The organism is Pseudomonas canadensis (assembly GCF_030980095.1).
Classification (GTDB): domain Bacteria; phylum Pseudomonadota; class Gammaproteobacteria; order Pseudomonadales; family Pseudomonadaceae; genus Aquipseudomonas; species Aquipseudomonas canadensis.
The window spans coordinates 4,142,132-4,163,684 of the sequence record NZ_CP133298.1; the positions used below are offsets into that span (position 1 = coordinate 4,142,132).

18 protein-coding genes and 1 tRNA gene are annotated in these 21,553 nt (G+C 62.2%); 3 read left to right on the plus strand and 16 right to left on the minus strand.

Annotated features, from left to right (window positions below; genetic code table 11):
• Positions 1 to 89: 89 nt before the first annotated feature.
• Entirely contained in the window at positions 90 to 1,130 is a 1,041-nt protein-coding gene (locus RB216_RS19080) for a LacI family DNA-binding transcriptional regulator (protein ID WP_028617076.1), read from the minus strand.
• A 208-nt stretch (positions 1,131 to 1,338) separates the two neighbouring features.
• Here RB216_RS19080 and RB216_RS19085 point away from each other — a divergent pair, with 208 nt between their 5' ends.
• From RB216_RS19085 to RB216_RS19095, 3 genes are read left to right on the plus strand one after another with little or no spacing between them, the layout of a single operon-like run.
• Entirely contained in the window at positions 1,339 to 3,528 is a 2,190-nt protein-coding gene (locus tag RB216_RS19085; RefSeq protein WP_308907747.1) for a TonB-dependent receptor, read from the plus strand.
• A gap of 2 nt (positions 3,529 to 3,530) precedes the next feature.
• The gene (locus RB216_RS19090) at positions 3,531 to 4,862 is read left to right on the plus strand and encodes an LLM class flavin-dependent oxidoreductase (protein WP_308907748.1); all 1,332 of its coding nucleotides are present in this window, start codon (positions 3,531 to 3,533) and stop codon (positions 4,860 to 4,862) included.
• Positions 4,859 to 5,791 carry a sulfonate ABC transporter substrate-binding protein gene (locus RB216_RS19095; RefSeq protein WP_308907749.1) on the plus strand — a complete coding sequence of 311 codons (933 nt, stop codon included), beginning with the start codon at positions 4,859 to 4,861 and terminating at the stop codon, positions 5,789 to 5,791. Before RB216_RS19090 ends, RB216_RS19095 begins: the two co-directional genes overlap by 4 nt.
• Positions 5,792 to 5,901: 110 nt before the next feature.
• Here the strand turns inward: RB216_RS19095 and fecE are convergent, their stop codons facing one another.
• The 15 genes from fecE to pheT form a co-directional block, all read right to left on the minus strand.
• Positions 5,902 to 6,693: a Fe(3+) dicitrate ABC transporter ATP-binding protein FecE gene (fecE, locus tag RB216_RS19100; protein ID WP_068937164.1), complete on the minus strand. Its 792-nt coding sequence runs from the start codon at positions 6,691 to 6,693 to the stop codon at positions 5,902 to 5,904.
• A 4-nt stretch (positions 6,694 to 6,697) separates the two neighbouring features.
• A complete protein-coding gene (locus tag RB216_RS19105) occupies positions 6,698 to 7,666 on the minus strand; it encodes an iron chelate uptake ABC transporter family permease subunit (RefSeq protein WP_308907750.1) in 969 nt (322 codons plus the stop codon).
• Positions 7,663 to 8,652 carry an iron-dicitrate ABC transporter permease FecC gene (gene fecC, locus RB216_RS19110; RefSeq protein WP_068937162.1) on the minus strand — a complete coding sequence of 330 codons (990 nt, stop codon included), beginning with the start codon at positions 8,650 to 8,652 and terminating at the stop codon, positions 7,663 to 7,665. The genes RB216_RS19105 and fecC overlap by 4 nt, the downstream gene beginning before the upstream one ends.
• A 2-nt stretch (positions 8,653 to 8,654) precedes the next feature.
• Positions 8,655 to 9,569 carry a Fe(3+) dicitrate ABC transporter substrate-binding protein gene (locus RB216_RS19115; protein WP_372514814.1) on the minus strand — a complete coding sequence of 305 codons (915 nt, stop codon included), beginning with the start codon at positions 9,567 to 9,569 and terminating at the stop codon, positions 8,655 to 8,657.
• A 365-nt stretch (positions 9,570 to 9,934) separates the two neighbouring features.
• Positions 9,935 to 12,325 carry a TonB-dependent receptor gene (locus tag RB216_RS19120; RefSeq protein WP_028617084.1) on the minus strand — a complete coding sequence of 797 codons (2,391 nt, stop codon included), beginning with the start codon at positions 12,323 to 12,325 and terminating at the stop codon, positions 9,935 to 9,937.
• Positions 12,326 to 12,409: 84 nt separating this feature from the next.
• Positions 12,410 to 14,020 carry a gamma-glutamyltransferase family protein gene (locus RB216_RS19125; RefSeq protein WP_068937160.1) on the minus strand — a complete coding sequence of 537 codons (1,611 nt, stop codon included), beginning with the start codon at positions 14,018 to 14,020 and terminating at the stop codon, positions 12,410 to 12,412.
• Positions 14,021 to 14,041: 21 nt separating this feature from the next.
• Entirely contained in the window at positions 14,042 to 14,821 is a 780-nt protein-coding gene (locus RB216_RS19130; RefSeq protein ID WP_028617086.1) for an amino acid ABC transporter ATP-binding protein, read from the minus strand.
• Positions 14,822 to 14,823: 2 nt separating this feature from the next.
• Positions 14,824 to 15,600: an amino acid ABC transporter permease gene (locus tag RB216_RS19135; protein WP_010209179.1), complete on the minus strand. Its 777-nt coding sequence runs from the start codon at positions 15,598 to 15,600 to the stop codon at positions 14,824 to 14,826.
• Between the two features lie 11 nt (positions 15,601 to 15,611).
• The gene (locus RB216_RS19140; RefSeq protein WP_028617087.1) at positions 15,612 to 16,418 is read right to left on the minus strand and encodes an ABC transporter substrate-binding protein; all 807 of its coding nucleotides are present in this window, start codon (positions 16,416 to 16,418) and stop codon (positions 15,612 to 15,614) included.
• Positions 16,419 to 16,483: 65 nt separating this feature from the next.
• Entirely contained in the window at positions 16,484 to 17,152 is a 669-nt protein-coding gene (locus RB216_RS19145) for a GntR family transcriptional regulator (RefSeq protein ID WP_308907751.1), read from the minus strand.
• A gap of 434 nt (positions 17,153 to 17,586) precedes the next feature.
• Positions 17,587 to 18,018 (minus strand): hypothetical protein, encoded by a 432-nt coding sequence (locus RB216_RS19150; RefSeq protein ID WP_122687056.1) that lies wholly within the window; start codon positions 18,016 to 18,018, stop codon positions 17,587 to 17,589.
• A gap of 334 nt (positions 18,019 to 18,352) precedes the next feature.
• Positions 18,353 to 18,429 (minus strand) — tRNA-Pro (locus RB216_RS19155).
• 90 nt (positions 18,430 to 18,519) lie between these two features.
• Complete coding sequence (locus RB216_RS19160) at positions 18,520 to 18,876, minus strand: MerR family transcriptional regulator (protein WP_010209127.1); 357 nt, start codon at positions 18,874 to 18,876, stop codon at positions 18,520 to 18,522.
• The gene (ihfA, locus tag RB216_RS19165) at positions 18,857 to 19,159 is read right to left on the minus strand and encodes an integration host factor subunit alpha (protein WP_002553164.1); all 303 of its coding nucleotides are present in this window, start codon (positions 19,157 to 19,159) and stop codon (positions 18,857 to 18,859) included. Before ihfA ends, RB216_RS19160 begins: the two co-directional genes overlap by 20 nt.
• 3 nt (positions 19,160 to 19,162) lie before the next feature.
• Entirely contained in the window at positions 19,163 to 21,541 is a 2,379-nt protein-coding gene (pheT, locus tag RB216_RS19170) for a phenylalanine--tRNA ligase subunit beta (RefSeq protein WP_308907752.1), read from the minus strand.
• Between the last annotated feature and the right edge of the window lie 12 nt (positions 21,542 to 21,553).

Sequence of the window (21,553 nt, forward strand, 5' to 3'; positions counted from 1 at the left end):
AGGGGAATAAAATAAACATAATCGCCAAGAACCTTGCGCCAGAGCCTTAGCAGCTAATAGCCATCATCCCACTAGTTGCAATTAGCCACTTAGGCGCTTTCACGCGCAATCAAACGGCATTCCAATAAATTCAAACGCGTTACTTCATCTTCTACAGGCAGCACACCCAAACTTTCAAGGACGCGGGTAGCGGCCAACACACCTATTTCCAATGCGGGCGGCTTGATCGTACTCAGGCTCGGCAACAGCATTTCGGCGAACGGGTAATCGCCGAAACCGAGCACCGCGCACTTCTCGGGGATCTTCAGCCCGGCCCGCTGCCCAGCCAGCAGACCACCGGCCGCCAGGTTGTCATTGGCGAAAAATATCGCATCCGGCGGCGTCGCGTGACTCATCAGCGCTTCCATCGCCTGTTTGCCGGCGTCGAAAGGCGCGCGATCCGCGTCGGGAGCGAAGACCCAGGGCTGCACACCCAACGCGATCAAGGTCGCGGCGAAGCCCTCACCCCGCTCCATGGCGCTGAAGTCACCGGCTGCGCTGTTCTGCACGAAAGCAATGCGCCGATAACCCTGCCCATGCAGATAACGCGCAGCGGTGACGCCCACTTCGTAGTGGGAAAACCCGATCTGCAAGGGCGCGCGCTCGGGCACGTAGTCCCAGGTTTCTACCACCGGAATATCCGCGTCGGCGATCATCTTTTCAGTCGCCGCGCTGTGGAAGCGGCTGGTCAGCACCAGCGCCGCCGGCGACCAGCCAAGGAACGCACGCACCGCGCTCTCTTCCTGCTCGGCGCTGAAGTAACTCGACGCCAACAACAGTTGATAGCCATGCCGGCTGAGGGTGTCGCTGAAGCCCTGGATGGTATTGGCAAAGATCGGCCCCGAGATGTTCGGGATCACCATCGCCACGATGCGCCCACGCGCCGACGCCAGCCCGCCGGCCACCAGGTTGGGCACGTAACCCAGCTCGGCCACCACCTCGGCGATGCGCTCGCGGCGTTCGGGTGACACCTGTTCCGGCTGGTTGAAGTAACGCGACACGGTAATCGCCGACACCCCGGCCTGGCGGGCCACGGTATTCAAGGTGACACGCCCGGCGCCACGGCGTTTGCGCGGTTTGTCTTCGCTCAAGGGATAATCCTGTTAAAAACCAAAAAGAATATAGGACTAATTTTTCAGTATTTGACGTTCTAAACCAGACCTACCAATAATGCCGATGTTAGCGCTAACAAAGCGCGTTGTCTGCTACTCGCTCGAGCGAATGCCAAAGACATTTCACAGGCGCTGACGGTCGCAAGAACCGCAGCGGTTCAGGGCAATCTTTTCGAGCGGGCACAGCATGCACACCTTCCAACGCAGCACTTTCCTGATACTGGCCGGGTTGACCGCCCTGCCCGCCCCCGGTGCCTTTGCGGCCGACGCGCAGGAGCCGACACTCAAATCCGTGACCGTCACCGCCACCCGCCGCGAAGAATCACTGCAAAAAGTCCCGGTGGCCGTCTCGGTCCTCGATGGCGAACAGCTGGAGCGCGACAACCGCAACGGCGTGGCGAGCATCGCGCAGCAGGTACCGTCGCTGAACTTCCGCACCGGCGCCTCGAACAAGGACACCTCGCTGTTCGTGCGCGGCGTGGGCACCATTTCCACCTCCCCCGGCGTCGAGCCGACGGTGGCCACGGTGATCGACGGCGTGGTCTACGCCCGCCCCGGCCAGGCCACCCTTGACCTGCTCGACCTGGAACGCATCGAGGTGCTGCGCGGCCCCCAAGGCACGCTGTTCGGCAAAAACGCCTCGGCCGGTGTGCTGAACATCACCAGCAAGGCGCCCACCGCCGAGACTCATGGCTATATCGACCAGTCGTACTACAGCGGCAACGAGAGCCGCACCCGTTTCGGCATCGGCGGCAGCCTGGTGCCGGATGTACTCAAGGGTTCGATCAGTACGCTGTTCGGCAGCTACGACGGTAATGTCGACAACCAGCACAATGGCCAGGAGGTCAACGGCTACAACCACAAGGGCATTCGCGGCAAGTTGGAATTCACCCCCAACGACGACCTGAAACTGACCCTGATCGCCGACTACATGCAGTCCCACGACGACGCGCCGAACGGCGTGGTCAGCAAGTCCCTGACCCCGGCGTTCGCCAACGCGCTGAGCCCGGTGCGGGCCTCCAGCGACAACCGCGACATCAACACCGATACCCGCAGCCATGTGGAAGACACCAACAAGGGCCTGTCCGCCCAGTTGGACTGGAACCTCGGCGAGTACACCCTGACGTCGATCACCGCCTGGCGCGGTTGGGACAACACCCAATACCAGGACGGCGACCGCCTTGGCACGGTGACCGCCGTGTTTCCCGGTACCGCCGACAAAGGCCAGCTTGAGTTCAACCAATACTCCCAGGAACTGCGCCTGGCCTCACCTAAGGGTGAGTTCCTGGAATATGTCGGCGGCCTGTTCTACATGCACGGCAAGGATGAAGAAACCTATCAGCGCGCCCTCACCACCACCACGCGTACCGACCGCGGCATCGCCGACTACAGCACCACCAACGACAGCTACGCCGTGTTCGGCGAGACCACGCTGAACTTCACCTCGCGGTTTCGTGGCATCGCCGGCCTGCGCTACACCCACGATGACCTGAAATACGATCACCGCCGCACCTCCACTTCGGCCACCACGGTCAGTGGGATTCAGCCGGCCACGTCCAGTTCCGGTTCCGTGGACGAAGACGGTTGGTCCGGTCGCCTGGGCGTGCAGTACGACATCAGCGATAGCGTCACCAGCTACCTGACCTATTCGCGCGGCTACAAAGGCCCGGCCTACAACGTGTTCTTCAATATGCAGCCGCGTGACACCGACGCGCTCAAGCCGGAAACCTCCAACACCTGGGAAGCCGGGATCAAGGCCACCGCCTGGAACAACCGCCTGACCACCAACCTGGCGGTGTTCCACAGCGATTACGACAACTACCAGGCCAACTTTTTCGACACCGTCGCCGGGCAAGTGGTGACGCGCCTGATCAACGCCGGCAGCGTCAGCACCGAAGGCGTCGAGCTGGATTACGCCTTGCAGGCCACCCAGCAACTCAAGCTGTCCGGGGCCCTGGCCTACACCCGCGCGCGCATCGACGAATTCGCCTGCCCGGCCGGTGCCGCCGCGACCTGCAACGTGAATGGCAAGCCGCTGCCTTTCAGCCCGGACTGGAAAAGCTACGTGCGCGCCGACTACAGCATCCCGCTGGATAATGGCCTGGACATCGAACTGGGCACCGACTACAGCTGGCAGAGCGAAGTGCAGTACGACATCAGCCAGAACCTTGACACCAAACAAGGTGCCTACGGCATCTGGAACGCCAGCGTGGCCCTGGCCGACTACAGCAATGGCTGGCGCGTCGCATTCCTGGCGAAGAACCTCGCCGACAAATCCTACTCACCGCTGCTGGCCAGCGGCGGCAACTACATCTACCGCGCCGTGCCCCGTGACGACGAACGTTACTTCGGCGTGCAACTGCGCAAGGATTTCTAAGCATGAGCCGTCAACTGAAACTCGGCGCCTTCCTCATGGCCACCGGGCACCACGTCGCCGCCTGGCGCCACCCGGACGTGCCGGCAAATGCCGGGCTGGATTTTGCCCAGTACAAGCACCTGGCGCGGGTGGCTGAAGCGGCCAAGTTCGATGCGCTGTTCGTGGCCGATAGCATTGCGGCAGCCACGGGTGAAATCGCCAGCCATATGGCGCGTTCAGATCACTTCGAACCGCTGACTCTGCTTTCGGCGTTGAGTGCGGTGACGGACCACATCGGCCTGATCGCCACGGCGACCACCACCTATAACGAGCCCTACCACGTGGCGCGCACATTCGCCTCGCTGGATCACCTGTCCGGAGGCCGTGCAGGCTGGAACCTGGTCACCTCGGACGCCGCTGCCGAAGCGCAGAATTTCGGCCGCGATGAACACCTCGGCCACGCCGAGCGCTACAGCCGCGCCAGGGAGTTTCATCACGTCGTGACCGGGTTGTGGGACAGCTGGGAGGACGATGCCTTCGTGCGGGACAAGGCCAGCGGCAACTACTACGACCCGGCGAAACGGCATGTGCTGGACCATGTCGGTGAACATTTCCGCGTCAAGGGCCCGCTGAACGTGGCGCGCTCGCCGCAGGGCCACCCGGTGATCGTGCAGGCGGGATCATCGGAAACCGGCCGTGAACTGGCGGCGCAAACGGCAGAAGTGGTGTTTACCGCGCAAACGTCGCTGGAAAATGCGCAGGCGTTTTATGCGGATCTCAAAGGGCGGCTTGAGCCATACGGGCGTGAGCCGGACTCGCTGAAAATCATGCCGGGGGTGTTTGTGGTGGTCGGGCAAACCGAGGCCGAGGCCCAGGCTAAGTTCGAAGCGTTCCAGGAATTGGTGGAACCCGAAGTGGGCGTCGCCCTGTTGGGCCGCATGCTGGGTAATTTCGACTTGTCCGGCTATCCATTGGACGGGCCGTTGCCGCAATTGCCGTTGACCGACAGCGGGCAGCGCAGCCGTCAACAATTGCTGAGTGACCTGGCCCACCGCGAACAACTGACCCTCGGCCAGCTGGGCCGACGGATCGCGGGTGGTCGCGGGCATTACAGCCTGATCGGCACGCCCGCGCAGATCGCCGATGAGCTGCAACGCTGGTTCGAAAACGGCGCCGCCGATGGCTTCAACATCCTGGTGCCGCACCTGCCGGGCGGGCTGGAGGATTTCGCCCAAGGGGTCGTGCCGGAGCTGCAACGGCGCGGCCTGTTTCGCAATGAATACACTGGCACTACCTTGCGTGAAAACCTCGGGTTGGCGCGCCCCGAAAACCGCTTCAAAAAGGATGATGCATGAAGATTCCAGCGCTGTTACTGGCCCTGCTGGCCGTCACTCAAACCGTACTGGCGGCCGACCCCGCGACCCTGCGCATCGGCTACCAGAAAGGCTCCATCGCCCTGGTGCTCGCCAAGGAACATAGCCTGCTGGAAAAACGCTTCCCGCACACCGAAGTGAAGTGGATCGAATTCCCCGCCGGCCCGCAGATGCTTGAAGCATTGAACGTAGGCGCACTGGACGTGGGCTCGACCGGCGACATCCCGCCGCTGTTCGCCCAAGCGGCGGGCGCGGACCTGGTCTACATCGGCGCCGAACCGCCCAAGCCCAGCGCCGAAACCATCCTGGTGCGCAACGACAGCCCGCGGCATTCAGTGGCGGACCTGAAGGGCAAGAAAGTCGCCTTCCAGAAGGGTTCCAGTTCCCACAACCTGATCCTGCGCGCCCTGAACAAGGCCGGGCTGAGCTACAAGGATATCCAGCCGGTGTACCTGCCACCTGCCGACGCGCGCGCGGCGTTCGAACAAGGCAGCGTGGATGCCTGGGCCATCTGGGAGCCCTATTCATCCTTGGCATTGAGCCAAAGCCCCAGCCATGTGCTGGCCAATGGCGAAGGCCTGGGTTTGTCGGGGCCGGTGTATACCGCGCGGCGCGACTATGCGAAGGCCAATGGCGTGTTTGTACATGACCTGCTAGATGAGCTCAGCGCTGCCGAAGCGCTCACCCGCAGCCAGCGTGAAGACAGCCTCAAGGTGTTGACCGAATTCATGGGCCTGCCCGCTGAGGTGATCGCACGGTACATGGACAACCGCCCGCCTTCGCCGATTTTGCCGATTAACGAGAAGATCATCCAGGCACAGCAAGCCACGGCAGATTTGTTTTATCAGAATCGGTTGTTGCCCAAGGCAATTGACGTCAGCAAAGTCGTATGGAGATCTGCAGGCAACTGAGGTCAAGAATGTGGGAGCTGGCTTGCCTGCGATGAGGCCGTGTCAGTCGATGCATGGGGTGACTGACACACCGCTATCGCAGGCAAGCCAGCTCCCACATTTGAACCGCGTCAGGCGTGACAACGGGTGCTTTTTTCCACTACGCACATCGGCGCGCCAGACACCGGCTCATTGATGATCTGCACCTGCACATCAAACACCTGCCGCATCAACTCGGCATTGATCACTTGCCCCGGCGCACCATCAGCCACCAACTTGCCGCCGTGCATCACCACCAAATGGTCGGCGTAGCGGCAGGCCTGGTTGATGTCGTGCAACACCGTGATCACGGTCTTGCCTTCAGCGGCCAATTCGCCCATCAAGTCCATGAGTTCGACTTGATGGCTGATGTCGAGGTAGGTGGTGGGTTCATCCAGCAACACCACCGGCGCATTCTGCGCCAACACCATCGCCAGCCAAGCACGTTGGCGCTGGCCGCCGGACAGATCGGCCAATGCGCGGTCAGCCAACACGTCCAGTTCCAGGCGCTGCATGGCTTGGGTCACGTGGGATTGATCACTGCCGCTCAAGCGTCCCCACAGCGAGTTATGCGGGCTGCGGCCATAGGCGACCAACTGACGCACGCTGACACCTTCCGGCACCGGCAGCACCTGCGGCAAGAACGCGATCTGCCGCGCCAACTCGCGGGCGGACAGGCTGGCGTAGGCCTGGCCATCCAGGGTCAACTCGCCCTGGGTCGGCTTGAGGATGCGCGCGAAGGCCTTGAGCAAGGTCGACTTGCCGCAGCCATTGGGACCGATCAAGGCGGTGACCTTCCCGGTCGGCGGCGCAAAGGACAGGCCTTGCACGATGCGCGTGGTGCCGTAGCCAATGTCGAGCTGCCGTGCGTGAAGAATACTCATGTGATCAGCCCTTGAACCGTGCCAGCAACCAAAGAAAATACGGCGCGCCAATCACCGCCGTGAGCACCCCGGCGGGGATTTCGCTGGGCGCGATCAACGTGCGCCCCAACGTGTCGGCCAGCACCAGCAGCAACGCACCGATCAGCATCGCCGCCGGCAGCAGGTACTGGTGATGCCCGCCCACCAACCGCCGCGCCATGTGCGGCGCGACCAGGCCGATAAAACCGATCGGCCCGATCACCCCCACGCCCAGGCTGGTCAGCAGCACCGCGCAGGCCATCGCCAACCAGCGTGTGCGACTGAGTGGCGTGCCGAGGCTATGGGCCGCTTCATCGCCGAGGGCGATCAGGTTCAGCGGCTTGGCCAGGCACAGCCCCACCGGGATCAACACCAGGAACGGCAACACCAGCGCCACATGGTGCCAGTTGCGGCTCCATAGGCTGCCGGTGAGGGCGAGCAAGGCGGTGTTGATATCCAGCGGATGGGACAGGATCAGAAATTCGGTAACACTGGACAAAGTCACCGCAATCGCCACCCCGGAGAGCGCAAAACGCACCCCGGAAAAACTCACCCCTGTGTTGTACAGCGCCAGCAACAACGCCCCGCCGGCCCCGCCCAGACAAGCCACCAGCGGCAGCCACACCATCGGCAAATGCGGCCAACTGATGATCGCCACGGTCAGCGCCAGCCCGGCGCCTTGGGTCACACCGAGGATTTCCGGTGAGGCCAGCGGGTTGCGGATCACACCCTGCACAATCGCCCCGGCCAGGCCGAAGGCTGCACCTGCGAGAATCGCGATCAGGCTGCGGGGCAGGCGGTGGTTCCAGACTTCGAAGTCGAGGGCGTCGTGGGCCAGCAGGCGGTCCAGCACAGTGTCTGGGGTGAGCCACACAGTGCCGGCGCTGAGGCTGATCGACGTCGCCAGCAGCAACAGGCCGAGCAGCAGCCATAAGCGCAAGGGAGGCCGGGTCATAGGGCGCGCCTGGCAAGAAAAAGGAAGAACGGCGCGCCAATCAGCGCGGTGACCACACCCGCCGGGGTCTCCACCGGAAACGCCACAGCGCGGCTGAGCAAGTCGGCGCCCAGCACGATCACCGCACCCAACGCGGCGCTCAGCGGGATCAGCCAGCGGTAGTCATTACCGAGGAACTGGCGAAGGATATTCGGCGCGATCAACCCGACAAACCCGATCGGCCCCACCGCGCAGACGCTCGCCCCCACCAGCAAAAGGCTGGCGATGAATACCTGCAAACGCAGGCTAGCAATGCCCACGCCCAGGGAGCGTGCGGCGTCTTCGCCGAGGTTGATCAGGTTCAAACGCGGCGCGCACCACAGCGCCCACAGGCCGCCGATCAAGGTGCACGGCCACAGCAGTTGCACCTGGGCAGCGCCGACATTGGCCAGGGAACCGGCCAACCAGTTGAGCACGCTTTGCGCCTGGGCCTCGACCAGAATCACGGTGAGCCGGGTCAATGCCGCGCACAACGCAGCCACGGCCACGCCGGCCAATACCAGGCGTCCCTGGGCGGTGGTCGGCGACCAGGCGCCGCCGAGGCTGAACACCGTGATCCAGGCCAGGGCGCCACCCAGGCAGGTCATCAACAAGGCACCACCGGCAAACGGCGGCGCGACCAATCCAGTGGAAAACAACGCCAGCCCCAACGCCGCACCCGCCGTCACACCAAACAAGGACGGCGAGGCCAGGCGGTTGCGGGTAATGCCCTGCATCAACGCACCGGCCAGCCCCAGGCAAGCGCCGACCAACGCGGCACACAGCGCCCGTGGCACGCGCAACTGGGCGACGATGTAGGCCATATTGCCGCCCACGCTGCCTTGGTGAACCAGGCCATTCCACGCATCCGCCGCCGTGATCGTGAACGGTGACCAACTGTACAGCGACAGCCAGAACAACCCACCACCCAGCAGCACAATGCCGGCCGCCGCGAAACTTCGCCCCATGCTTATTGGCTGAATACGGCTTTACCGCCCTTGAGAATCGCCAGCGCATCCTCGGCGATCTGCTCCGACGCCAGCACACCGCGATTGCGTGCCCAGCTGTCGCCGTCCACTTCCGCAACCTGTTTATTACGCACCGCCCCCAACACTTGCCACAGCGGCTGCTTGCTCCAGTTGTCGACGATGCTGGGGCGACGGTAATGACCGACCAACAACCAACCAGGGTCGAGGGCGAGCAGTTGCTCCAGGCTGACAAACTCGGTGGGCGCCGCATTGGCGCGTACCGAGGGGACTTTCAGGCCAATGGCTTCGAGCACGCTGCCGGCGTAGGAGTCCGGGCCGTGCACGGAGAAACTGTCTTCACGGGCGACGCCAAACAACACGCTGGCGCCGGCCGGAATCTGTTGCGCGATGGCCTTGAGGTTCTCGCGGTTCTTCTGGATCCGCGCTTCCATCTGCGCGTTCTTGCCCAGCGCCTTGCCGATCAGCTCGGCGGATTTCAGGCTGCCCTGGTAATCCTCGCCGCGTGACGGCAACAACAGGGTCGGCGCGATGCTCGCCAGGTCGCTGTACAAGGCCTGATGACGGTTGAGGTCGGCGACGATCAAGTCGGGCTTGAGCCTGGCGATTTCCTCGATACTCGGCTGCGAGCGCAAGCCCACGGACGTCCACTGGCCGATGGCCTGGCGCACACGGGGCAACACGCGATTGGCGTCGCCATCATCGGCAGCGCCGACGGGCGTTACCTCGACGGCGGCCAGGCTGTCGAGAAAAGAGAATTCCAGCACCACCACACGCTTGGGCACATCGGGCAGATGCACCGCGTGCTGGCCGTCGTTGAGGTCGATGGGGGCGGCGCTCAGCAGGCTTGAAGACAACGCCAGGACGCAGGCGGCAAGGGTGGGGATGGAGCGCAGCATTCGCATGACAAGGACCTCGGCGTTAAAACACCCCAGCTAGACAGGCCGGGGAAAACGGCGGGTACTATTCCATATCGGGACGGCGTGATCAAAAAACATTCTCATTAACGCCGAAATCGAGTGTGTGTTTGTTGTGGTAACTGGCTTGTTGTGGTGAGCGGGCTTGCCCCGCACTGCGTGGCGAAGCCGCCCCAAAACCTGGCACCTCGCTCTACCTGACACGATGTGGTGTTCTTGTTGGGGCTGCTGCGCAGCCCAGCGCGGGGCAAGCCCGCTCACCACAACAAGCCACTCACCACAGCAAGCCAAGTCACTACAAACAGCCTGCTCACCTCAACAAGCCAGTCCCCACAACAAGACTCGTGTTAGAAGTCGACCGTGGCCGACAGCAGATAGGTACGCGGCGTAGACAAGGTCAGGCCTGGCTCGCTATCGTCCGACGCACCCGCCGAACTCCAGTAGCGCTTATCGGCGACGTTCTCCACATTCGCCCGCAAGGTGATGTGTTTATCGTCCACCTTGAACCCGTAGCGCGCCCCCACGTCGAGGCGGTTCCAGGCGTCGATTTCCTTGACGTTGGACTGGTCCAGGTACTGCGAGCTGGAATAGATCCCACGGCTGGTCAGGGTCAGGCCTTCGAGGCCCGGCACATCCCATTCAGCGCCCAGGTTGACGTTGTACTTGGGCGTGGCCGGGGCGCGGTTGCCGTCCCAGGTGCCGTTGGTGGTGTCTTTCAGCTCACTGTCGATGTACATCACCCCGCCAAGCAGGCGGAAGCCCTTGAGCGGTTCGCCGAACACGCTCAGTTCTACGCCTGAGTTCTCGCGCTTGCCGTTAGGCCCGAATACACGCGTGGTGGCGTTGGTTTCATAGGCTGGTTGCTTGATGCGGAACACCGCGGCGGTCACGGCGAACGCGCCAGCGTCGTATTTGGCGCCCACTTCCACCTGGCGACTGATGAACGGCGGGAAGATCTGGTCTTCGTTGATCGAGGTGGACGGCGCGATCTTGCCCTGGCTCAGGCCTTCCATGTAATTGGCGTACAGCGACAGTTTGTCGGTGGCCTTGAACAGGATGCCGCCCGACGGCGAAACCTTTTCTTCGTCGTAGGCCGTGGCGCCTTTGACGCCGTCGCTCCAGTCATCGACCTTCACGCGCTGCCAGCGTGCACCGAGGGTGAGCAGCAGACGGTCGTCGAAAAAGCCCAAGGTGTCGGACAAGGCGACGCCGGTAAATTTGTTTTCGGTATAGACCTTGGGATCAAACCGCGTCGGCCGTGAAGGCGTCGGGGTTTGCACGGGATTGTAGAGGTTGCTCGAGGGTGACGTATAACGCGCGCCGCCGTTGGTGAAGTCCATGTCGAAGTAACTGGCGGCCAGGTTGACCTCATGGCTTACCGGCCCGGTGTGGAACCAGTTGCGCACGCCAGCGGTGTAGGTGCGCACGTTTTCATCGCGCGTGAAGTCGCGAGGCGACACTGCGAAATCACCGGCCGCATTGCTGACGGATACCGCGTGACGCAGGAAATCGTGGTTGCTTTTACGCGCGCCCACGCCGCCGTAGAGCATCACGTTGTCGCTGAGGTCGTACTCGGCATTGACCGTGCCGAACGTGTCGTTGGTGCGGGCCTTGCTCCAGGATTGCGCATAGTTGCGGCGCACGTCATTGGCACTGGGCACCGGCGCTGCGGCCGCCACCTGTACGCGCTCTTGCGGTGCATCGGTGTCGCGCTCGGTGTGGCCGATGTCGGTGGAAAGGCGCAGGCGTTCGCCACGGAAATCCAGGCCCAGCACGGCCATTTCGCGGTCGACGCTTTGGTGATCCCACTCGGTGTCGCCGGACTGCTTCACGCCGTTGAAGCGGATGCCGAACTGGTTGTCTTCGCCAAAGCGCCGGCCAATGTCCACCGCGCCGCCGGCCTGGCTGTCGGACGCCCAATTGCCGGTAAACGAGTTGATGTCCTTGTCAGTGGCGCGCTTGGGCACCACGTTGATCCCGCCGCCCACGCTGCCACGCGGCGAGATGCCATTGATCAACTGGCTCGGGCCCTTGAGGATGTCGACGCGGTCGGCCATTTCCATGTCGATGGTGTAGGTCGGCAGCACGCCATACAGGCCGTTGTAGGCCACGTCACTGTTGAACAGGCTGAAGCCGCGAATGGTGAATTGCTCGTAGCGTCCACCCGCCGGGTTTGTGGCGCGCACCGAGGGGTCGGCGGCGATCAGGTCGCCTAGGGTGCGGGCCTGTTGGTTCTTTACCGCGTCAGCGGTGTAGGTGGTGATGCTGAACGGGGTTTCCATGAAGTCCCGCGTGCCGAGCATGCCCTGGGCCGTGCGGCGCGCTACCTGGCCGCCGGCGTAGGTGTCGCCGTCATACAGGCCGGTGGTGCCGAGGATCGACGTCGGGGCCAACTCAAGGCTGCTGCCGTCCGGCGCCGGTATCAACATGTAGGCCTGCGCGCCCATCGACTGCAGTTGCAGGCCAGAGCCTTGCAGCAAGCGGGCAAAGCCCTCCTCTACCCCATATTCGCCGGACAAGCCGCTGCTACTGCGCCCGCTGACCAAGGCCGGGTCCACCGACAGGTTTACGCCCGCCAACCCGGCGAAGCGGGTGAGCGCCGCACTCAGGCTGCCGGCGGGCACTTGGTAGCTGCGGCGGGTGGCGGTGTCTTCGGCGTAGCTGACGGCGGCGAAGAACGGACTGGCGCTGAGGCTCAGCAGCAGGCTCAGTTTCAGCAAGGGGCGGACGACGGGCATTGGCGGAAGCTCTCAATAGTGTTCACTTGCCTGGAATGACAGGCGAGATGAAAAAATGGGACAGGCTCCGCCAATTTTTTTTGCTTACCACACTGCGATCGTTGAATCCGCCCTCGGCTCGGTGCCGCCGCACAATACACCACTGACCGGGTCGCGCAGGATGATCTGCCCGCGCCCGTAGTCAGTGAGGTCGCTGGCGATCTGCACCTGATGTCCGCGCCGTGCCAAGGCGTTGGCCAAGTCGCGGGACGCGCCCTGTTCGATGCCGACCTTCATGTCACCCAGCCATTGCCAGCGTGGCGCATCCAGCGCCGCTTGCGGGTTGAGGCCGAAATCCACCAGGTTCATCACCATCTGCACGTGACCCTGGGGCTGCATGTAGCCGCCCATCACGCCGAACGGGCCGAGGGCCTGGCCGTCCTTGGTGAGAAAGCCGGGGATGATGGTGTGGAAGGTTTTCTTGCCCGGTGCCAGGCAGTTGGCGTGCGTCGGGTCGAGGCTGAACTCCTGCCCACGGTTTTGCAGGGCGATGCCGCTGTCGGGCAGCACCACGCCGGAGCCGAAGCCGTGGTAGTTGCTCTGGATAAACGAAACCATATTGCCTTCGGCGTCGGCCGTGGCCAGGTACACCGTGCCGCTGGCGTGAGGGTCGCCGGGTTTGGGCGCCTGGGCCTGCTCGCCGATTTGTCCACGGCGACGGCGGCTGTAGTCATCGCTGAGCAGGTCAGCGACGGCTACGCGCATGTGCAGCGGGTCGGTGATGTAGTGCAGGCCGTCGCTGTAGGCGAGTTTCATCGCCTCCAATTGGCGGTGCCAGGTCTGCTGGCTGTCGCGGTGATCGAAGCTGAAGCCTTCGAGGATTTTCAGCGCCATCAACGCCACCAAACCCTGGCCGCTGGGTGGGATTTCCCACACGTCCACGCCCCGGTAACTGACGTGGATCGGCTGCACCCACTCGGCGCGGTAATCCTTGAGATCGCTGGCGCGCAGGTAGCCGCCGCTGGCCTTGGAGTGCGCGTCCAACCGTTCGGCCAGGGCACCGCGATACAGGCTTTCGCAACGGGTGTTCGCCAGTTCTTCGAGGGTACGGGCCTGGGCCGGGTTGCGAAACATCTCCCCGGCCCGTGGCGCGCGGCCGTCGATCAGGAAGGTGTCGAACCAGGCGTCCAGCGCCCCGTCACGATGGGGCGCGAATTCTTCCAGGGTGAGTTGCCATTGATGGGCGACTACCGGCGACAGCGGGAAACCGTCGCGCGCCAGGCGGATGGCCGGTTGCAGCAACTGGGCAAACGGCAATTTGCCGAAACGCTGGGACAGCTCGGCCCAAGCCGACGGGCAACCCGGCACCGTAACCGGCGTCCAGCCATACAGCGGCATTTGGTCATGCCCGGCGGCCTTGACCGCCTCGACACTCAAGGCAGCCGGCGCATGGCCGTTACCATTCAAACCGTGCAACTGGCCCTTGCACCAGACCAGGGCAAACGCATCGCCGCCGAGGCCGCAGCCGGTGGGCTCCACCACCGTCAAAGCGGCCGCCGTGGCAATGGCAGCGTCGATGGCGTTACCGCCCTTCTGCATGACCTCGATACCGGCCTGGGCGGCCAGGGGCTGGGACGCCGCGACCATGCCACGCTGGGCAAACACGCTCTGGCGCTGCGAGGGATAAGGGTACTCATGAGCAGAAAATTCAAACATGGCAGAGGCTCTTCCAAAAGGTCATAACACGCGGCTGAGAAAAGCTCGGGTACGGGGATGGCTGGGGCGGCTGAAAATCTGCTCAGGCGGCCCTTGTTCGATGAGTTCGCCCTGGTCGAGCACCACCACGCGGTCGGCCACTTCACGGGCGAAGCCCATTTCGTGGGTGACCACCACCATGGTCATGCCCTCCTCGGCCAGCTCCTTCATCACCTGCAGCACTTCGCCGACGGTTTCCGGGTCGAGGGCACTGGTGGGTTCGTCGAACAGCATGGCCTGGGGTTTCATCGCCAGGGCACGGGCGATGGCCACCCGTTGCTGCTGGCCGCCGGAGAGCATCGATGGGTAGTGGTTGGCTTTGTCCGCCAGACCGACCCGCGCCAGTAATCCACGGGCCTGTTCCAAGGCTTCGGCGCGTGGCGTGCCGAGTACCTGGATCGGCGCTTCGATGATGTTTTCCAGCGCGGTCATATGCGGGAACAGGTTGAAGCGCTGGAACACCATGCCGATGTCGCGGCGCTGGCGGGCAATGTTACGCTCCGAGTCGCGCACCAGGCTGCCGTCGCTGCGCTCGCGATAACCCATGGCGCGGCCGTTGACGCGGATACGCCCGCCCTGGATGTCTTCCAGCAGGTTGATGCAGCGGATAAAGGTGGTCTTGCCCGAACCCGAGGCGCCGATCAGCACCACCACCTCACCGCGCCGTACTTGCAGGGAAATCCCCTTGAGGATCTGCAGCGTACCGAACGACTTGTGGATATCCAACGCTTCGATGATCAGTTCTTCACTGTGGTGCGCCATGGTTATCGTCCCCTCAGCAGTTTCAAGGTGCTGCGCCCGAACATGCGGCTGGACGCCGGTGGCGGCGCGGAAGGCCGGTCGGACTGGCCGAAACGCGCCTCCAGCCAGCGCTGGAAGAAGCCCCAGAGCGTGGTGAGCATCAGGAAGTAGATCGCCACCACCAGGTACAGCTCGAACACGCGGAACGTGGCCGAGGTGACCATCTGCGTGCTGAGCAGTAATTCCTGCACGCCGATCACGCTGACCAGGGTGGTGTTCTTGAGCATCACGTTGAACTCGTTGCCCAGCGGCGGCACGATCACGCGGAACGCCTGGGGCAGCACAATGCGCCGCATCAGCTTGGCAAAGCCCATGCCCAGGGAGCGCCCGGCTTCGTATTGGCCCTTGTCGACCGCACCGATGCCGGCGCGGATGATTTCGGCCATGTAGGCGCCTTCGTTGAGGCCCAGGGCGATGATCGCCGCCTGGATATTGCCGGGCACGACCAGGCCGAACAGGTCGATGTCCTCAAAGCGGAAAATCCCGCCCGCCGCCAGCGCGGTGTAGAGAAACACGATCTGCACCAGCAACGGCGTGCCGCGCATCAACCACACGTAAAAGCGCACCGGCAGGTGCAGCAGCGGGTTCTTTGACAGGCGCAACAGCGCCGCCGCCAGGCCCAGCACGCAGCCCAGCAACATCGCTGACACCGCGATCAGGCAGGTCAGCCACAGCCCGGTGAGGTACACCCCGCTGGGCTGCAACAGGTACTGCCAGAACACATCCCAATTGAAGTTCATGGCGGGCAACCTCAGTCGAGAGTGTCACTGCTGACATGCCATTTGTTCAGCAACGCCACATAGCTGCCATCGCTGCGCATGTCACTGATCACTTGCTGCACGGCGGCGGTGAGTTGCGGGTCGTCCTTGCGCATGCCCAGGCCGGTGAGGATGCGGCTGAAGGCCGGCACGCCTTCCTCGAACAGGTCCGGGGCCATCGCGGCGTAGTAACCGGCGGTTTCCACGGTGGTGCCGTAGGCGTCGACCTGGCTGATGCGCAGGGCCTGGAAGGCATCGGTATCGGTGTTGTACACCACCAGCTTCATCGGCGGCTTGCCGGCCTTGGTCAGGCTGTCGTTTTGCGCGTCCAGCAGGGTCTTGATGGTGGAACCGTTGAGCACCGCAACCTTGTGCCCGGACAAGTCATCCAGGGCCTTGATGCCTTTGGGATTGCCCTTGGGCACCACCACCGACTGGCTGGAATACATGTAGTTGACGATGTCGATCACCTGCCGCCGCTCGGGCTTGTCGAACAGCTGGTCGACGATCATGTCACACTGCTGCGCAAGCAACGCCGGCACCAGGCCGGAGAACGGAATCACCCGCCACTGCAGCTGTTTGTCGCCCAGGCGCTTGGCAATCTCGAGCCCGAGGTCGACGGTGAGTCCGCGCGGTTTCTGCGCTTCATCGAAGGACACCAGGGGCGGCGAATCCATCCCCGAGCAATACACCAGTTTATCGACGCTCTTCAGGCGCTCCGGCACCTGGGGCGCGGCAATGGCCCATTGGGTACAGAGGCCGAGGGAGACAGCCACCAGCAAGGCGCGGCGTTTATGCATGACCAGACACTCCAGTTCGTTGGTTAACGGGGCAGGACTCAAAGTCAAAACACAGCAGGTCTTTCTTATTGTTCGGCTTGCAGGAATTGGATCAGCGCTGGCACGGTCCCCTCGATGTGCTCGCGCACGACCGCCTCGGCGCGGGCCGCGTCACCGGAACGGATGGCATCGAGGATCACCGCGTGTTCCTGGCGGGCGCTGAGGGTTTTTTCGCCGTGCTGCAGCCACAGGCGCATGGGCGCTTCCACCAGCGAGTACAGCGCCGAGATCTGTTTCATCAAACGCGGGCGGCCACTGAGGCTGCACAGGTATTCGTGGAAGGCGCGGTGGCGGCTGACCCAGGCGGCACTTTCGTCGCGGTAATCGTCCATCTCGTCGAGCAGGCGCTCCAGTGCGGCCAATTGGCGTTCGCCGATGCGTGCGACTGCCACGCGCACCGCCAGGCCTTCGAGGGCACTGCGCATCTCGAACACTTCGTGCAATTCATCGATATCCAGGCCGCTGACCACGGCGCCCCGGTTGGGCCTGAGGGTTACCAAGCCTTGGGCATCCAGACGACGGAAGGCTTCGCGCACTGGCATGCGGCTCATGCCGATTTCGCTGGCGATGTCTTCGGCAATCAGCCGGTCGCCCTTGCGGTAGCGACCACCGCAAATGGCGTCGAGCAGGAAGTTGTAGGCCTCCTCCTCGGCGGTGAGAGGCTGGCGGTCAACATAAGCGGGGGCAAATTGCATCGGCAGCACCTTTTGAATTTTTGTATCCAATTATCCATAAATACAAAAAAGCAGGATGTGTGCCAACTGACCTGGCGATGGCCAAGTGATTGATTCAGATGAAGTCGCGGAAAAATGTTGGTAGTTGAGTGAAAAGCATACGTAGGAGGCTGCTACCAAATGGCTCAGAAAGCGCCCCATCTGTGGGCGGAAGTAACGGGGTCGATCAGCGCGACTTCACGCGGATACTGCCGTCGTTCGAATTGATGTCGATAAGGTTATGGGTGATGACATCGGGGTTTAAACCTGTCTGACACCTCGATAACTCCGGACAGTATTGTTCCCCATGCCACCCTGGCGGATGTTGAGGGCAGGTCCCCGTGTTGATAGCTCTACAAATGGCAGATACAAGAAGCCCGGCGCTGGGCCGGGCTTCAATGTAACAACGTCAGGGGCTAACGATGCTTGTTCTTGTGTTTATGCTTGTTGTTGCTTTTGTGCTTCTTACCATCCGATCGATGACTGTTCTCATCATCTGCCAGGTTATTCCCCAGCGCGCCGCCTGCTGCACCACCTACACCGGCGCCGATAGTCGACCCAGTTGTGCCTCCGAGGCGATTACCAATGAGCGAGCCGCCGGCTGAGCCAATACCGCCACCTAGCGCAGCTTCCGCTCTGTTGCCTCGTTGAGCGCCGACAGCACTGCCGGCGGCACCACCAACACCTGCGCCTACCGCTGCGCCCGTTGAGCCACCGAGCTGTTGACCTACGATATTGCCAAGTGCACCACCAACGCCGCCTCCAAGAGCGGCTGTGCCATCTCCGGCGGCCATCGCTCCTTGCGAAATGAAGGCGCCCAAAACCAGGGCGGGTAGTGTCATTTTCATTGTGTGAACCTCTGTGGGTTGTCAGCAGGCGCTCACGGTTTAAAACACGCCTGGAATTTGGAGGAGAACAAAAGGCCGAAGTTCTATGCCGACTATGCCCAAGGGCGAATGGTTGTAACAAGGTATTCCGTGATGGTGCGAGGGGGAACGCTTAACGCCAAAGGCCCTGCCAAACTCGCTATCAAGAAGCATTCTTGTCAGTGCTAAATATCTCGCGCGCTTACAACGAGGCGACATCACGAAATGGTCGAAAATTCTGCAGGGGTCAATGTGGTTTTTTTTCGGGCATGAAAAAGCCCAACCTTTTCAGGTTGGGCTAAGTCATTGAAATATATGGTCGGGACGGAGTGATTCGAACACTCGACCCCTAGCACCCCATGCTAGTGCGCTACCGGACTGCGCTACGCCCCGACTAGGCGTGTTACTGGGTTTGCTTCTTGACGAAGCGATCCGGAATATACCGCAAGCTTTTGAAATGTGGAAGTATTTTAAAAGCTTGAATCACTTCTTCAGCACTACCAGCACATCTTCAAGTTCTGCAATCATCTGGCGGATCATTTGTTTGTATTGGGTGGTGTCGTCTTTGGCTTCATCACCGGACATACGCTGGCGCGCGCCGCTGATGGTGAACCCTTGGTCGTACAGCAACGCGCGGATCTGTCGGATCATCAGCACATCCTGGCGCTGATAATACCGACGGTTCCCGGTGCGTTTGACGGGGTTGAGTTGAGGAAACTCCTGCTCCCAATAGCGCAGCACGTGCGGTTTTACCGCACAGAGCTCGCTGACTTCACCAATGGTGAAGTAGCGTTTGCCTGGGATGACGGGTAGCTCGTCGTTATGACTTGGTTCCAGCATAAGCCTCAACTCGGGCCTTCAACTTCTGCCCTGGACGAAAGGTGACCACACGGCGAGCCGTGATCGGGATTTCTTCTCCCGTTTTTGGATTGCGGCCAGGCCGCTGGCGTTTGTCCCGCAGGTCAAAGTTGCCGAAACCGGACAATTTGACCTGCTCATTGTCTTCCAGAGCGTGTCTGATCTCTTCAAAAAACAGCTCGACCAATTCCTTGGCCTCGCGCTTGTTCAGACCCAACTCTTCGTACAGACGTTCCGCCATCTCAGCTTTCGTCAAAGCCCCCATACGTCACTTCCTTAACGTGGCGTTCAACCTTTGTTCAAGCGAGGTGAGGATATTTTGTGTCGTGGTATTCACCTCATCGTCATTAAGAGTGCGCGATGGATGCTGCCAGGTCAAGCCAACTGCAAGGCTTTTTCTATGCGGATCAATACCTTTACCCTGATAGACGTCAAATAGCCTGAGGTCTGTCAGCCATTCCCCTGCATTTTCACGGATTACATCCAGCACGGCAGTGGCGGCCACTTCACGGTCGGCAATCAAGGCCAGGTCACGGCGCACTTCAGGAAAGCGAGACAGCTCGCTGAATTTAGGCATTTTGCCCGAAGCCACTTCAGCCAAAACCAGTTCAAATACGAAGACCGGACGGTCGAGACCGAGGGTTTTCGACAGCTCAGGGTGGATGGCACCGACGAAGCCCACCAGACGGCCTTCACGCTCGATGCGCGCAGTCTGGCCCGGGTGCAACGCTGGATGGCTGCCCGGCAGGAAGGTGAATGCATCCAGCGCACCGGCAAAACCCAGTACCGCTTCCACGTCAGCCTTGACGTCGAAGAAGTCCACGGCATCGCGGCCTTGCGCCCAGCCTTCCGGCAGACGGCTACCGCAGACCACGCCAGCCAACATCGGTTCTTGTTTCAGGCCGTCCAACTGTCCTACGAAACGCAGGCCACTTTCGAACATGCGCACCCGATCTTGCTGACGGTTCAGGTTATGGGAAAGGGCTTTCACCAAGCCTGGCCAAAGCGACGAACGCATGGCTGCCATGTCGTTGGAGATCGGGTTGGCCAGCAACAGTGGCTCGACGCCTGGGTTGAACAGCTCGAACTGCTTGGGATCGATGAAGCTGTAGGTCACCGCTTCCTGATAACCACGGGCAACCAGCAGGCGACGCAGCTCAGGCAGGTGCGCACGCGCCTCGGCCTTTGGTTGTGGCGCCAGGCGCGCTTGCGGATAACGGACCGGCAGGCGATTGTAGCCGTAGAGGCGGGCCAGCTCTTCGATGAGGTCGACTTCCAGGCTGATATCGAAGCGATGGCTTGGTACTTCAATGTGCCACTGCCCTTCCCCACTCGAGGAAATAGCCAGGCCGAGGGCCGACAACAGTTGCTCGATTTCAGCCGGCTCGATGACCAGGCCAAGCATCTGCTCGACGCTCTTGGCGCGCAGAGTGATCGGTGCAACGGACGGCAGGAACTGTTCGTTGACGGTTTCGGTGATCGGGCCGGCTTCGCCACCGGTGATTTCCAGCAGCAGGCCAGTGGCGCGCTCCATGGCTTCACGGGCGAGATTCCAGTCCACGCCACGCTCGTAGCGGTGCGAAGCATCAGTGTGCAGGCCATAGGAACGGGCCTTGCCGGCGATGGCGATCTGGTCGAAGAACGCACTCTCAAGGAACACGTCACGGGTAGTAGCGGACACACCGCTGTGCTCGCCACCCATCACGCCGGCAATCGCCAGGGCGCGGGAGTGGTCGGCGATGACCAGGGTGTCGGCACGCAGGCTGACTTCCTGACCATCAAGCAACACCAGTTTCTCGCCTTCTTCGGCCATGCGTACGCGGATGCCGCCGTTGATTTCGGCAAGGTCGAACGCGTGCAGCGGCTGACCCAGTTCCAGCATCACGTAGTTGGTGATGTCGACGGCAGCGTCGATGCTGCGTACGTCGGCACGGCGCAGGCGTTCAACCATCCACAGCGGGGTTGGCTTGGACAGGTCGACGTTGCGGATCACACGGCCCAGGTAACGCGGGCAGGCGTTTGGCGCCAGCACGTCAATTGGGCGTACTTCGTCGTGCACAGCCGGCACGGCGGCAACCACTGGACGGGTGACTGGGGCGTTGTACAGCGCGCCCACTTCACGCGCCAGGCCCGCCAGGGACAGGCAGTCGCCGCGGTTCGGGGTCAGGTCGACCTCGATGCTGGCGTCTTCCAGGTCAAGGTAAACGCGGATGTCCTGGCCCACAGGCGCGTCGGCCGGCAGCTCCATCAAGCCATCGTTGCCCTCACCGACTTGCAGCTCCGCCTGGGAGCACAGCATGCCGTTGGACTCAATGCCACGCAGCTTGGCCTTCTTGATCTTGAAGTCGCCCGGCAACTCGGCACCGATCATGGCGAACGGAATCTTCAGGCCCGGGCGCACGTTTGGCGCTCCGCACACGACCTGGAAGGTTTCCGCGCCATTGCTGACCTGGCACACGCGCAATTTGTCGGCATCGGGGTGTTGTTCGGTGCTTAGCACCTCGCCCACGACCACACCGCTGAAAACACCGGCGGCCGGCGTAACGCTATCGACCTCAAGACCGGCCATCGACAGACGCGCAACCAACGCGTCGCGATCTACCTGCGGGCTTACCCAGCCACGCAGCCATTGTTCACTGAATTTCATCCTGCTCTCCTA

Excerpts from the sequence above, each read along its gene's own strand:
- RB216_RS19140 (WP_028617087.1), bottom strand. The coding sequence starts at position 16,418 with ATGCATAAACGCCGCGCCTTGCTGGTGGCTGTCTCCCTCGGCCTCTGT.
- RB216_RS19150 (WP_122687056.1), bottom strand. The coding sequence starts at position 18,018 with ATGAAAATGACACTACCCGCCCTGGTTTTGGGCGCCTTCATTTCGCAA.
- RB216_RS19145 (WP_308907751.1), bottom strand. The coding sequence starts at position 17,152 with ATGCAATTTGCCCCCGCTTATGTTGACCGCCAGCCTCTCACCGCCGAG.
- fecE (WP_068937164.1), bottom strand. The coding sequence starts at position 6,693 with ATGAGTATTCTTCACGCACGGCAGCTCGACATTGGCTACGGCACCACG.
- fecC (WP_068937162.1), bottom strand. The coding sequence starts at position 8,652 with ATGGGGCGAAGTTTCGCGGCGGCCGGCATTGTGCTGCTGGGTGGTGGG.
- RB216_RS19105 (WP_308907750.1), bottom strand. The coding sequence starts at position 7,666 with ATGACCCGGCCTCCCTTGCGCTTATGGCTGCTGCTCGGCCTGTTGCTG.
- RB216_RS19135 (WP_010209179.1), bottom strand. The coding sequence starts at position 15,600 with ATGAACTTCAATTGGGATGTGTTCTGGCAGTACCTGTTGCAGCCCAGC.
- RB216_RS19085 (WP_308907747.1), top strand. The coding sequence starts at position 1,339 with ATGCACACCTTCCAACGCAGCACTTTCCTGATACTGGCCGGGTTGACC.
- RB216_RS19160 (WP_010209127.1), bottom strand. The coding sequence starts at position 18,876 with ATGCTGGAACCAAGTCATAACGACGAGCTACCCGTCATCCCAGGCAAA.
- RB216_RS19090 (WP_308907748.1), top strand. The coding sequence starts at position 3,531 with ATGAGCCGTCAACTGAAACTCGGCGCCTTCCTCATGGCCACCGGGCAC.
- pheT (WP_308907752.1), bottom strand. The coding sequence starts at position 21,541 with ATGAAATTCAGTGAACAATGGCTGCGTGGCTGGGTAAGCCCGCAGGTA.
- RB216_RS19125 (WP_068937160.1), bottom strand. The coding sequence starts at position 14,020 with ATGTTTGAATTTTCTGCTCATGAGTACCCTTATCCCTCGCAGCGCCAG.
- RB216_RS19120 (WP_028617084.1), bottom strand. The coding sequence starts at position 12,325 with ATGCCCGTCGTCCGCCCCTTGCTGAAACTGAGCCTGCTGCTGAGCCTC.
- RB216_RS19095 (WP_308907749.1), top strand. The coding sequence starts at position 4,859 with ATGAAGATTCCAGCGCTGTTACTGGCCCTGCTGGCCGTCACTCAAACC.
- RB216_RS19130 (WP_028617086.1), bottom strand. The coding sequence starts at position 14,821 with ATGGCGCACCACAGTGAAGAACTGATCATCGAAGCGTTGGATATCCAC.
- ihfA (WP_002553164.1), bottom strand. The coding sequence starts at position 19,159 with ATGGGGGCTTTGACGAAAGCTGAGATGGCGGAACGTCTGTACGAAGAG.
- RB216_RS19115 (WP_372514814.1), bottom strand. The coding sequence starts at position 9,569 with ATGCTGCGCTCCATCCCCACCCTTGCCGCCTGCGTCCTGGCGTTGTCT.